This is a genomic window from Variovorax sp. FW301-JW7 (genome assembly GCF_058788795.1).
Window position 1 is genome coordinate 60,141 of the sequence record NZ_JBYTBC010000004.1, and the last position, 12,908, is coordinate 73,048.

General features: G+C 69.1%; 10 protein-coding genes. 6 read left to right on the plus strand and 4 right to left on the minus strand.

Features of this window, described 5'->3' with window-relative positions; all coding sequences use genetic code 11:
* Positions 1–11 precede the first annotated feature (11 nt).
* The 6 genes from AC3WQM_RS12150 (at position 12) to AC3WQM_RS12175 (ending at position 7,199) form a co-directional block, all read left to right on the plus strand.
* The gene (locus tag AC3WQM_RS12150; protein ID WP_492678965.1) at positions 12–998 is read left to right on the plus strand and encodes a tripartite tricarboxylate transporter substrate-binding protein; all 987 of its coding nucleotides are present in this window, start codon (positions 12–14) and stop codon (positions 996–998) included.
* The gene (locus AC3WQM_RS12155) at positions 995–2,389 is read left to right on the plus strand and encodes an FAD-binding oxidoreductase (RefSeq protein WP_492678967.1); all 1,395 of its coding nucleotides are present in this window, start codon (positions 995–997) and stop codon (positions 2,387–2,389) included. The genes AC3WQM_RS12150 and AC3WQM_RS12155 overlap by 4 nt, the downstream gene beginning before the upstream one ends.
* 71 nt (positions 2,390–2,460) lie before the next feature.
* Positions 2,461–3,507 carry a carbon-nitrogen hydrolase family protein gene (locus tag AC3WQM_RS12160; RefSeq protein ID WP_492678969.1) on the plus strand — a complete coding sequence of 349 codons (1,047 nt, stop codon included), beginning with the start codon at positions 2,461–2,463 and terminating at the stop codon, positions 3,505–3,507.
* A complete protein-coding gene (locus AC3WQM_RS12165; protein ID WP_492678971.1) occupies positions 3,504–4,262 on the plus strand; it encodes a maleate cis-trans isomerase family protein in 759 nt (252 codons plus the stop codon). Before AC3WQM_RS12160 ends, AC3WQM_RS12165 begins: the two co-directional genes overlap by 4 nt.
* A gap of 80 nt (positions 4,263–4,342) precedes the next feature.
* A complete protein-coding gene (locus AC3WQM_RS12170) occupies positions 4,343–5,752 on the plus strand; it encodes an amino acid permease (RefSeq protein WP_492678973.1) in 1,410 nt (469 codons plus the stop codon).
* Positions 5,753–5,801: 49 nt separating this feature from the next.
* Positions 5,802–7,199, plus strand: coding sequence for an amidohydrolase (locus tag AC3WQM_RS12175; RefSeq protein WP_492678975.1), 1,398 nt, complete (start codon positions 5,802–5,804; stop codon positions 7,197–7,199).
* Between the two features lie 62 nt (positions 7,200–7,261).
* On the opposite strand, the gene AC3WQM_RS12180 is transcribed toward AC3WQM_RS12175, so the two are convergent.
* The 4 genes from AC3WQM_RS12180 to AC3WQM_RS12195 form a co-directional block, all read right to left on the minus strand.
* Entirely contained in the window at positions 7,262–8,242 is a 981-nt protein-coding gene (locus tag AC3WQM_RS12180) for an AraC-like ligand-binding domain-containing protein (RefSeq protein WP_492678977.1), read from the minus strand.
* Positions 8,243–8,389: 147 nt separating this feature from the next.
* Entirely contained in the window at positions 8,390–9,697 is a 1,308-nt protein-coding gene (locus AC3WQM_RS12185) for an MFS transporter (protein WP_492678979.1), read from the minus strand.
* Between the two features lie 126 nt (positions 9,698–9,823).
* On the minus strand, positions 9,824–10,516 hold the full coding sequence (locus AC3WQM_RS12190) for a redoxin domain-containing protein (RefSeq protein ID WP_174250269.1): 693 nt from the start codon (positions 10,514–10,516) through the stop codon (positions 9,824–9,826).
* A gap of 126 nt (positions 10,517–10,642) precedes the next feature.
* Complete coding sequence (locus tag AC3WQM_RS12195; RefSeq protein ID WP_492678981.1) at positions 10,643–12,865, minus strand: protein-disulfide reductase DsbD family protein; 2,223 nt, start codon at positions 12,863–12,865, stop codon at positions 10,643–10,645.
* Positions 12,866–12,908 lie beyond the last annotated feature (43 nt).

A 12,908-nucleotide genomic window follows, 5' to 3' on the forward strand; every position in this document is an offset into this window, starting at 1 on the left:
GAGTCTTCATCATGAGATCCAGGCAGATCGTTCTCGGTTTCCTCCACACGGTGCTGCTGATCGGCAGCGCGTGCACGGCCCAGCCGTCGGCTGCGGAGGAGGGGCCGATCCGGATGTTGGTCGGCTATGCCGCCGGCGGCAGCACCGACGCCATCGCCCGCGTCCTGGCGGAGGGAATGCAGCGCGAACTGGGGCGCAACGTGATCGTGGAGAACCGTGCGGGGGCCGGTGGGCAGGTCGCGGCGCTGGCGCTGAAGGCTGCCGCGGCGGACGGGGCCACGCTCTACCTGGCCAACAGCAACACCGTGTCGATGATTCCGCTGACCATGCGCAAGCCGGGCTTCGACCCGGTCAAGGACTTCGCGCCGGTGGGGCTGGTCGCGATCAACCCCGACGTCTTCGCCATCAGCACGACGGCGGTGGACGTTGCGAATGCCGGCCTGCGCGAATACGCCCAGTGGGCGAAGGCGCACCCGGGCCAGGGCAATGTCGGTGTGCCGGCACAGGCCAGCGCCCCCGACTTCGCGGTGGGCCTCGTCGGCCGGGCCTTGGGTGCCCCTTTGCAGTCGGTGCCTTACCGCGGCGACAGTCCCATCGCGCTGGACCTGGTCGGCGCGCAACTGTCCGGCGGCATCGGCTCGGTCGGGACCATGCTGCAGCACGCGAAGACCGGAAAGATCCGGATCGTCGCCGTCAACGGCACGAAGCGGCTTCCCCTGCTGCCGGAGGTGCCGACCTATGCCGAGCTGGGCATCGAGGGCTACGAGGAGGTGATCTTCACCGCCATGTTCGCGCCGGCGGGCACGCCGCGCGAACTGGTGCAGCGCTACAACGCGGCCATCGTGCGCATCGTCGATTCCGCGAGCTTTGCCGACAAGCTCAACAAGCTGGGCATCGTTCCCAGCGCCAGCACGCCGACCGAGCTGGCGCAGCGGATGGCCGCGACGACCCGGTCGTGGTCGGTGATGGTTCGCAACGCCGGCTACGTTCCGCAATGACGACAGGCGCATCAGGATCGCAGGCGGCGCCAGGCGCGCTGCTGCAAGCGCTGCGCGCGGTGACGGGCGAGGCCGGTGTGCTGACGGGCGTCGATGTCGCGGCCCTGGCCATCGTCCGCCCTCGCAGCACGCAGGAGGTCTCGGCCGTGCTGGCCCTGTGCAAGGACGCGCGGCAACCCGTCGTCACCCAGGGCGGGCGCACCGGGCTGGTCCGCGGCTGCGAGGCCGGGCCGGGCGAGCTGGTGCTCTCGACCGAACGCATGAACCGCATCGAAGGGATCGATGCCGTCGGGCACACCGTCACCGTGCAGGCGGGCGTGGTGCTGCAGGCGCTGCAGGAGGCCGTGCAAGAAGAAGGCCTGTGCTACGGGGTCGATTTCGGCGCGCGCGGCAGCGCGACCGTTGGCGGGAGCATCGCCACCAACGCCGGAGGCAACCGCGTCATCCGCTACGGCATGACGCGCGCTTCGGTGCTCGGGCTCGAGGCGGTGCTGGCCGACGGCACGGTGATCTCGTCGATGAACGCCATGCTGAAGAACAACACCGGCTATGACCTGAAGCAGTTGTTCATCGGCAGCGAAGGAACACTGGGCGTCGTCACGCGCGCCGTGCTGCGTCTGCACGAAATGCCGACCCGCCAATGCACGGCCCTGGTCGCGTGCGACGACTTCGACAGCGTGCAGCGCCTGCTCCAGCACATGGGACGCCATCTGGCCGGGGACCTGGCGGCTTTCGAGGTGATGTGGCAAGACTACTTCCACCTGGCCACGACCTCGCCGGCAAAAGGGCGCTCGCCCTTCGCGCGCGAGCCTGCGCTGTGCGTGCTGGTCGAGTGCGAAGGGTCTGCGGGCGAATCGGACGCCGCGCGCTTCGCCGATGCACTGGAGGCCGCCATGGCAGCGGGCTGGGCGGTCGATGCCGCCATGGCCCAGAGCGTCGAACACCGCGATGCGTTCTGGCGCATCCGCGACAGCGTCGAGGCGCTGCACGCTTTTTCTCCGGCCTTTCACTTCGACGTGTCGCTGCCCATCGTGGAGATGGATGCCTACGTCCGTCAGCTGCAGGCCGAGGTGCGGCGGCGCTGGGCGGGTGGACGCTGCTGGGTCTTCGGGCACATCGGGGACGGCAACCTGCATGTCTCCGTGGCACCCGCTTCGCACGAACCCGGCATCCAGCGGATCGTCGAAGCGCTCGTCTACGAACCGCTGGCGCGCTGCCGCGGCGCGGTGTCCGCCGAACACGGCATCGGCATGGCGAAGCGGCCGTGGCTGTCCGTCACACGAACGGCGCAGGAGATCGAGCTGATGCGGCGGCTCAAGCAGTCGCTCGACCCCCTGGGGCTTCTCAATCCCGGGCGGGTCGTGGGCGCGACGGTCGATGCCGCGCACTGACGGTCCGCCGCATCGGCGCACTTTTTCTTTTTTTCTTTTCATTGCAATCCCGAACCACAGGAAACAGACACATGCTTGATCTGCCCACGTTCAAGGCCGCGGCCGTGCAGGCCGCGCCGGTGTACCTCGATACCGATGCGACCCTCGACAAGGCCTGCGCGCTCATCGCCGAAGCCGCGTCGCACGGGGCCACCCTCATCGCCTTTCCCGAAGTCTTCGTGGCCGGCTATCCGTACTGGAACTGGGTCATGAACCCGATCGAGGGCAGCCCGTGGTTCGAACGGCTGTGCCGCTCGGCCATCGAGGTGCCCGGGCCGCAGGTGCAGCGCCTGCAGCAGGCCGCGCGCAGCCACGGCGTTCATGTCGTGATCGGCGTCAACGAGCGCAGCCCGACCGGCGTCGGCACCCTCTACAACACCCTGCTGACCATCGGCCCCGATGGCGCCTTGCTGGGCCGCCACCGCAAGCTGGTGCCGACCTGGGCCGAGAAGCTCACCTGGGCGAACGGCGATGCCTCGTCGCTGCGCGTGCACCAGACTGCGGTGGGGCCGCTGGGGTCGCTGGCCTGCGGCGAGAACACCAACACGTTGGCCCGGTTCAGCCTGCTCGCCCAGGGCGAGCTCGTGCACGTGGCCAGCTACATCTCGCTGCCGGTCGCGCCGCCGGACTACGACATGGCCGAGGCCATCCGCCTTCGGGCCGCCGCGCATTCCTTCGAAGGCAAGGTGTTCACCGTGGTCTCGTGCTCGACGGTCTCCGAAGACATCATCGAGGCCATGGCCGCCACGCATCCGGCGTCGCGCGCGTTGCTGTCGCGGCGCAGCAGCGCCTTCTCGGGCATCCTGGGGCCCGACGGCCGCGTGATCGGCAAGCCGCTGATCGACGAAGAAGGCATCGTCTATGCCGACATCGACCTGTCGCGTTGCATCCAGCCGCGGCAGATGCACGACATCACGGGGCACTACAACCGTTTCGACATCTTCGACCTGCGCGTCGATCGCCGGGCACGGGCACCGGCGCGGTTCCGCGACGAGGACGCTCCCGACCCGGGCGATGGCGGCGGTGCGGTGTTTCCGATGGCGCTCGCCGCAGGCCAGGCCGGGGAGGGCGCGCCATGACGCAGGGCCGTGTGTTTCGCATCGGGCAGATCGTGCCGTCGTCCAACACGACCATGGAAACCGAGATCCCCGCGATCCTGCGGGCGCGCGAAGCGGTGGCGCCCGAGCGCTTCAGCTTCCACGCGAGCCGCATGCGCATGAAGAAGGTCACGCGCGAAGAGCTGGCCGCGATGGACGGCGACAGCGACCGCTGCGCGCTGGAGCTGTCCGATGCGCGCGTGGACGTGCTCGGCTACGCCTGCCTGGTGGCCATCATGAGCATGGGCAAGGGGTATCACCGCATCTCCGAGCAACGGCTGCATCAGCGGACCGTGGACAACGCGGCGCCCGCGCCTGTCGTGACCAGCGCGGGCGCGCTGGTCGACGGCCTGCATGCGATCGGTGCGAAGAAGGTCTCGATCCTGGCGCCGTACATGAAGCCGCTGACGCAGCTGGTGATCGACTACATCGAGCACGAAGGCATCGAGGTCGTCGACAGCATCTCGCTGGAGATTCCCGACAACCTGGAAGTGGGGCGCCAGGACCCCCTGGCCCCGGCGCAGATCACGAAGCGCCTGAAGACCGCGGGTGTGGATGCCATCGTGGCATCGGCCTGCGTGCAGATGCCGTCGCTGGCATCGGTCGATCTCATCGAGCAGCGGACCGGGCTGCCGGTGGTGTCGTCGGCGGTGTCGACGACTTTCATGATGCTCAAGCGCCTGGGCCTGCGCACCCATGCACCCGGGGCTGGATCGTTGCTCGGCGGCAGCTACTAGCAGAGGCCCCGAAGCGCCACCGGCGCGCGCGCTCAAGAAAACCAGGCCCATCGGCCACAAGAAAAAAGGAAGACAAACCCATGCAAGCCAACGAGTCCCCCGCGGGCCATCTGCAGCGCCGGCTGAGCAACCGGCATATCCAAATGATCGCCCTGGGCGGCACGATCGGCACGGGCCTGTTCCTGGGCTCGGCGGGCGTGCTCGAGCTGGCCGGCCCCTCGATGATCCTCGGCTACGGCATCGGCGGCATCGTGGCCTTCATGATCATGCGATTTCTCGGCGAGATGCTGGTCGAGACGCCGACGTCGTCGTCGTTCAGCCATTTCGCGAGCGAGCACTGGGGCGATTTCGCGGGCTTCTTCGCGGGCTGGAACTGCGTCGTGATGTACGTGCTTGTCGGCATGCTGGAGCTGACGGCGGCGGGAAAGTTCGTGCAGTTCTGGTGGCCCGGGGTTCCGACCTGGGTCACGGCCGCGGTCTGCTTCGTTCTCATCAACGCCATGAACTTCGTCAGCGTGCGGGTCTATGGCGAGACGGAGTTCTGGTTCGCCATGGTCAAGGTCGCGGCGGTGGTCGGCATGATCGCGCTGGGTGGCTACCTGCTGATCTCCGGGGACGGCGGGCCGCAGGCCGGCGTCGGCAACCTGTGGCGCCACGGCGGGTTCTTTGCGAACGGCGTGCACGGCCTGGTGATGGCGATGGCCCTGATCCTCTTTTCGTTCGGCGGCCTGGAGATGCTGGGCTTCACTGCCGCGGAGGCGGCCGAGCCGGGGCGGACGATTCCGAAGGCCATCAACCAGGTCATCTTGCGGGTGCTGATCTTCTACATCGGCTCGATGCTGGTGCTGCTGAGCCTGGCGCCCTGGACCCAGTTGCTGGCGTCGTTGCAGGCGGGCGGCGACACCTACGGCAGCAGCCCCTTCGTCAGGATCTTTTCCGCGCTGGGCAACCGCTTCACGGCCGATGCCCTGAACTTCATCATCCTGACGGCGGCGCTGTCGGTCTACAACGGCATGGTGTACGGCAACAGCCGGTTGCTGTACGGCATGGCACAGCGGGGGCATGCGCCGAAGGGGCTGGCGAAGGTCAGCCGGCGCGGCGTGCCTTCGGCCGCCATCCTGCTGCCGGCGTTCTTCACGGGCTCGTGCGTGGTGCTGAACTACGTCATGCCGAACGGGGCCGTCGAGCTGCTGATCTCGCTGGCCGTGGCGTGCCTGGTGCTGACCTGGTTCGTCATCGTGCTGACGCACCTGAAGTTCCGGCGAAGGATGCGCGCGCGGGGCATCGCCACGGGTTTCCCGGCACCGGGCAGCCCCGTGAGCAACGGGTTGTGCCTCGGGTTCCTCGTGTTGGTCGTCGCCGTGATGCTTCTGACACCGGCGATTCGTGCCTCGGCACTTGCGATGCCGATCTGGGTGGGAACCGTGTGGGCCGCCTACCGGTGTGCACGGTGGCGACGCCCGGAAATGCCGAAGCAGTGCGCGAACTGACGGGATGCGCCACCTCCTGTTTCAACACCAACCAACCAGGAATCCTGACATGTCTGATTTCAAGCGAAATGCGTGGGCTCTGTCGCTGGCGGCAGCCGCTTCTCTTCTGGCAGTGGACGTCGGCGCCGACATCGGGGGCGGCCAGGCGATGCCGCCCGCGAAGCGCGGCCTCGTGAGTGACGGCGACCAGGCCTCTTCCGGAGGAACGCATGCCGCATCGCTGGTCGCCCTGGTGGCGCAGATGTACCCGCAACTGGATGTGCTGTACAAGGACTTGCATGCGCACCCGGAACTGAGTTTTGCGGAAGTCCGCACGGCGGCGCGCCTGGCCGCCGAGATGCGGGCCCTTGGCTTCGAGGTGACGGAAGGCGTTGGAAAGACCGGTTTGGTCGCGCTGTACCGCAACGGTGCAGGACCGACGGTCATGGTCCGCACCGACCTCGATGGCCTTCCCATGGAGGAGAAAACGGGCCTGCCCTATGCCAGCAAGACCCAGGCAATCTGGCAGGGCCGCGAGACGTTCGTTGCGCACAGCTGCGGCCACGACGTGCACATGGCGAGCTGGGTGGGCACGGCGCGCGCGCTGGTGGCGATGAAGGGCCAATGGCAGGGCACGCTGATGTTCGTGGCCCAGCCGGCCGAGGAAATCGGCGCGGGCGCCAAGGCCATGCTGGCGGACGGCCTGTTCAAGCGTTTTCCGAAGCCCGACACGGTGCTGGCGCTGCACACCGATCCGCGTCCCTACGGAACGGTCAGCTACAGCGTGGGCCCGATGACCTCGGCGGCCAACTCGCTCGAGATCGTCTTCAATGGCCGTGGCGGCCACGGTTCGGCGCCCCACAAGGCGCTCGACCCGGTCATGATCGCCGCGCGCTTCATCGTGGACGTGCAGGCCGTGGTGAGCCGGGAGAAAGACCCGATGGCGTTCGGCGTGGTCACGATCGGCGCCTTGCAGGCGGGGACCTCGGGCAACATCATCCCCGACGCCGCCCTCGTGCGGGGCACCATTCGTTCGTACGATCCCGCGGTGCGGGCGCAGTTGCTGGAGGGCGTGCGCCGCGTCGCGCTCGCTTCGGCCGCCGCGGCCGGCGCGCCGGAGCCGGAGGTGAAGTTCCCCGACGCCGGCGCCGGCGTGGTCAACGACGAAGCCCTGGTCCTGCGCGTCGAGGCGGCACTGCAGGCCGGCCTCGGCGCGGACAAGGTCGAACGCACGCGACCGCTGACGACCAGCGAGGACTTTGCCGAGTACGGCAACGACGGCGTGCCCTCGATGTTCTTCCTGGTCGGTGTGCTCGACCCGAAGGAGGTCGCCGAGTCGCACAGGCCTGGCGGCAAGCCGCTGGTGTTCAATCACTCGCCGTACTTCGCGCCGGTTCCCGAGCCTTCGATCACCACGGGCGTGAAAGCCATGAGCCTTGCGGCGCTCAGTGTGCTGGGTGCGCGGTAGGCGCGGGTGAGGGGCGTGGCGGCGCCCCCGGCGCGGCGTTCGTGAAGACGTCTTCGACCTGCTCAGTGCGTCAGCGCCGGCGACGCCGCCCGCTGCGCCTCGCGCCGCTGGAACTCGCGCGGCGACACGCCGTACTGCGCCTTGAACACGCGGCAGAAATGCGCGCTGCTGTTGAAGCCCCAGGCGAAGGCGATCTCCGACACCGAGGTGCGCCCGCCCGCGGCCTGGCGCAGCGCTTCGCTGCAGCGCTCCAGCCGCATCTGCCAGATGAAGCGGTCGAGCGTCTGGTCTTCGTCCTCGAACACGCGGTGCAGGTAGCGCTTGGAGCAGCGCAGCTGCTGCGCGATGAGGTCGAGCGACAAAGCCGGGTCGGCCAGGTGCGCGTGCACGAACTGCTTCACGCGCGCCTTCAGCACGCCCGGCAGCGGCTGCGCGCCGAACTGCTCGTCGGCGTGCGTGGCGAGCGTGGAGGCCAGCAGGCCCAGCACGGTGTCGCTGACCGAGCGGCCGACAGCATTGGGCAGCGAGGGCAGCTGGTCGGCCAGCGAGGTGAGGAACGAACCGAGCACCGCGTACAGCCCCTGCATGGCCGGCGTGTGGGCTTCGCAGGTGTGCAGGTCGGGCATCTTCATGCCCTTGAACTGCTGGCGCGGGATCGTGATGGCCAGCAGGCGCGAGCGCTCGGGGTTGGTGATGGCGTAGGGCACGCGCGGGTCGTACAGGCTCCAGTCGCCCGGGTGCAGGTGGAACTCGCGGTCGCGCTGCGAGATGTGGCCGTGGCCTTCGAGCTGCAGCACCAGCTTGTAGTGCTCGTCGAGCGCGATCTCGCGGTGCGTGTCGGGCCGCGCCACGCGGTGCGAAGGCGCCTCGATCATGAACATGCCCAGCGGCCCGAGTTCGTAGGCGTCCATGCGCGCGTCGAACGGGCCGGGGTCGAGGCACTGCACGCGCAGCGCGCCGAAGTACGACTCGTTGATGCGGCCCCAGCAGGCCTGCCGGTCGGCCGGGTGTTCGAGCCGGGTGCTGAAGTGGTGTGCGTTCATGCCGTGGTTCCCTGGGGGCGCCGGAAGCGCTGGTGCAGGATAGGCAGGTCGGCGCGCGCCATCATCGGTACTTCCACCCGGGGCGGCAGGGGCGGTGCGCTCCCGGTCAACGGCCGGTGCGCGCTGGGTCAATGCAAGGGCCGTGGTTCAGACGACGGGCACGCGGCCCGCGTCGGCCGGGTCGACGTTGCGCCGGTACAGCACGAGCGTCGCGATCAGCCCGCAGGCCGCGGCGGCCGTCATCCACAGGCCGGGCGCGCCCTTGTCGCCGGTCATCTCGATCAGCCCCGTGGCAATCGCCGGCGTGAAACCGCCGAACAGGGCCGTGGCGAGGCTGTAGGCCAGCGAGAAGCCCGCGGTGCGCACGCTGACCGGCATCACCTCGGTGAGCGCCACCACCATCGCGCCGTTGTAGCTGGCGTACAGGAACGACAGCCACAGCTCCACCTCGAGCATGCGCGCGAAGCTCGGCGCACCGACCAGCCACTTGAGCGACGGGTAGGCCGTGAGGATGGTCAGCAGGGTGAACAGCACGAGCAGCGGCTTGCGCCCCACGCGGTCCGACAGCGAGCCCATGATCGGCAGCCAGATGAAGTTGGAAATGGCCACGCACAGCGTGACGATGAGCGCGTCGGTCGTGCTCAGGTGCAGCACGGCCTTGCCGAAGGTGGGCGTGTAGACGGTGATCAGGTAGAACGACACGGTGGTCATCGACACCAGCATCATCCCGGCGACCACGAGGCCCCAGTTGGCCACCATCGAGCGGAAGATCTCGCGCGCGTCGGGGCGGTGCTTGCGCGCCATGAACTCCTCGGTCTCCTGCAGCGAGCGGCGGATGATGAACAGCACCGGCACGATCAGGCAGCCGACGAAGAAGGGAATGCGCCAGTAGAAGTCGCCGATCTCCTGGGGCGTGAAGGTCACGTTGAGCCAGTAGCCGAGCGCAGCGGCGACGACGATGGCCACCTGCTGGCTGGCCGACTGCCAGCTCACGTAGAAGCCCTTGCGGCCGGGCGTGGCCATCTCCGACAGGTACACCGACACGCCGCCCAGCTCCACGCCGGCCGAGAAGCCCTGCAGCAGCCGCCCGACCAGCACCAGCAGCGGCGCGATGACGCCGATGGTCGCGTAGCTCGGCACGCAGGCGATGAGCAGGGTGCCGACGGCCATCAGCGCGAGCGTGACGATCAGCCCCTGGCGGCGGCCCACGCGGTCGACGTACGCACCGAGAAAGATCGCGCCCAGCGGCCGCATCAGGAAGCCTGCGCCGAAGGTCATGAAGGTCAGCATCAGCGACGCGAACTCGTTGCCCGCGGGGAAGAAGGCCTTCGAGATCTGCGTGGCGTAGAAGCCGAACAGGAAGAAGTCGAACATCTCCATGAAGTTGCCGCCGGTCACGCGCAGGACGGTGGCGAATTTCGAGGAGGAATGCGCGTTGGCAGGCGCGGAAGTCATGGTGTGTCCCCTGGGGCGGTGTTGTGGGCCCAAGGGTAGGTCGGGGTTCCCGACCTGCACCTGACGAGGGGAGTCAGGTAGCTGTCAATGCGGCGCGCCGCGCAGCGGGCGGCGCGTGCACACGCATCAACTCTTGTACTTGATCGAACACCCGTACGGCCGCGTGCTCGCCATCGACACCGGTTTTCCGCCGGTCACTTCGCCCAGCGCCTGGTTCACGTAGTTGGTGGCGGTCTTGATGTCGTCCACGCGGGCCGAGGCGATGCTGTCGATGCCGCCGGCATACACCAGCGTGCCCTTGGGATCGATGATGAAGATGTGGGGCGTGGTGCGCGCGCCGTAGACCTGGCCGATCACGCCGTCTTCGTCCATCAGCACGGCGGTGGGCGCGGCCTTTTGCGACTTCATCCAGGCGTCGAGCGCGTCGGCCTTCAGGTAGTCGCTGGCGGCGCGCTCGGTGGAGTTGATGGCGAGCCAGACCACGCCCTTGTCGGTGGCCGCCTTCTGCGTGGCCGGCATGTTGCCGCTGCCGTAGTGTTTGCGCACGAAGGGGCAGCCGGGGTTGGTCCATTCGAGCACCACGAACTTGCCCGCGAAATCAGACAGCTTGTGCTTGGCGCCGGTGGTGTCGACGGCGACGAAATCGGGCGCCTGCTGGCCCACGGCGGGCGCGGCGAAGGCGTTGGTGCCCATGAGGAAGGTGGCGCCCAGCGCGACGGCGGCGGCCACGACGGCGCGGCGGGACGCGCGGCTGAGGGCGGCGCGTGCCTGGCGCGCGGCGCGAAGGGAGCGTGAGTCGACAGTGGGCGAGAGCGTCATGGCCAGCTTGAACTCCAAAAAACAAAATTCCAAACAACAACTGCAGCTTAGAACGGTTTCTTCAAGTGCGTGTGACAACCCATGACAGCGGCGTTGTCATCTCGTTTCAATTCACCGCATCGGCGCTCAAAGCGCTGCCAACGCGGCGCGCACCTCGTCTTTGCTGAGGATTTCGGTCAGCACCACCGGCGCCTTGCCCGGTGCCTGCAAGACGTACACCGGCACGCCGCTGCGGCCCAGTGCGGTGAGCGCAGCGGTGATGGCGGGGTCGCGGCGGGTCCAGTCGGCGCGCAGCATGGCGACCTGCTTGGTGTCGAAGTCGGCGAGCACCTCGGCGTCGGCCAGCGTGCTCTTCTTGTTGTACTGGCAGGTCACGCACCAGGCGGCGGTGAAGTCGATGAACACGGGCCGGCCCGCGGCCGCCATGTCGCTCACGCGCTGGGCCGACCACGGCTGCCAGCGCTCGCCGTCGTTCGGTGCTGAAGCCAGCTTGGCCGTCGGCTCGGGCACCTGCACGATGTTGCGGCCGATGGTGCCGGCCAGCACGGCGGTGAAGGCGATCATCAGGGTGGCGATGACGACGCGCGTGCGGCCGGTCAGCGTGAGCGCCCAGACCACGGCGGCCAGGCACACCAGCAGCGCGAGCAGCGTGCCCGCGCCGTCGATGCCGCTTTGCTGGCCCAGCACCCAGACCAGCCAGGCCACAGTCGCGAACATCGGGAAGGCCAGCAGGCGGCGCAGCGTGTGCATCCACGGGCCCGGCTTGGGCAGCAGGCGCGCCACGGCCGGCACGAAGCCCGCCACCAGGTAGGGCAGGGCGAGGCCCAGGCCCAGCGCGGCGAACAGCAGCAGCGCCTGGGCCGCCGGCAGGCCGATGGCAAAGCCCAGCGAGGCGCCCATGAACGGCGCGGTGCAGGGCGAGGCGATCACCACGGCGAGCACGCCGGACAGGAAGTCGTTGGCCAGCGGATGCTTGGCCTGCGCGCTGCACACCGACTGCGGCGCGGCGCGGCCGAACTCGAACACGCCGGCCAGGTTCAGGCCGAGCAAGGTGAAGAGCGCCGCCAGCGCCGCCACCACGCCGGGCGACTGCAGCTGGAAACCCCAGCCGAGCTGCGCGCCCGCCGCGCGCAGCGCCAGCATGGCGCCGCCCAGCGCGAGGAACGACAGCATCACGCCGCCCGTGTAGGCCAGCCCGGCCTTGCGGTGCGCGCTGGCGTTACCCGCCTGCCGCGCGAAGCCCAGCACCTTGATCGCGAGGATCGGGAACACGCAGGGCATGAGGTTGAGCAGCAGGCCGCCGAGCAGCGCGCCGAGCAGGGCGACCATGAAGGTGCCGGCGGGCTGGGCCTGCGCAGCGGCAGCAGGGGCCGCCTGGGCCGCGTTGGCCGCCAGCGCCGCCTGCAGCGCGGGCGACACCTCGGCGGCGCGCGGTGCGGCGGTGGCGGCGGGCCAGGTGCCCGACACCGGCGCCTCGGCGCGCCAGGCCACGGGCTGGCCGGCCCGGCGATCGGCTTCGGCCAGCGCCACCACCACCGGCATGGCGGTGGGGCTTTCGCTGCGCTGGTCGGCCAGCGGCATCGTGGCGGTCCAGGTCGCGCCGTCCCAGGCTTGCGTCCAGTCCTTGCCCGACACGGCGGCGGTGCGGATCACCTCGGGCGTTTCGGGGAAGAACTCGAGCGTCTTGCCGCGCACGGTGGCGGGCAGGCCCTCGAGGCGCACCTTCAGCTGCTGGCCCTCGACGGCGATGGTGCCGGGCGCGCCCAGCGGCTGCGGCTGCGCGGCCTGCGCGGTGTCGAAGGCCGCCTTGTTCAGCGCGGTCGAGCCGCGCGTGGGCAGCGAGAGCGTGAACTCGCCCTCTTCGGGAATGCATTCCTTGCGGCAGACCAGCCAGGAGGCCTGCAGCTTGATGTCCAGGGCCGGCGAGCCGCCGGTGAGCGCCACGTCGGGCTTGTAGAGCGTGGAGACCTCGAGCGGCACCGGCAGCAGCACGGTGTTCTCGTAGCCGTAGTTGGCGAGCGTGCCGACCGGGATCTTCTTGGGCACCGGCCAGGCGATCTCGCCGGTCGAGACGCCGGCGGGCAGCGTCCACTTCAATTCCGTCGGAAGGCCGGAGTCGCCGGCGTTCTTCCAGTAGGTGTGCCACTCGGGCTGGTGGGTGATCTGCAGCCCGACCCAGACCGGCGCGCCGGGCGCCACGCCCTCGGGCGCATGGGCGACCAGTTCGGCGCGCACGTGGGGGGTGGTGACCACCGCCCCGGTCTTCGGGGCCAGCTGGGCCGCAGCCGGCATGCAGGCTGCGGCGGTAGCTATCAGAAAAGTAGCGAAAGAGATGCGCGAAAAGGTCATGCCGGTCAGTCGGAGCCAGAGGGCGGGGCGAAGTTCCTGGGGG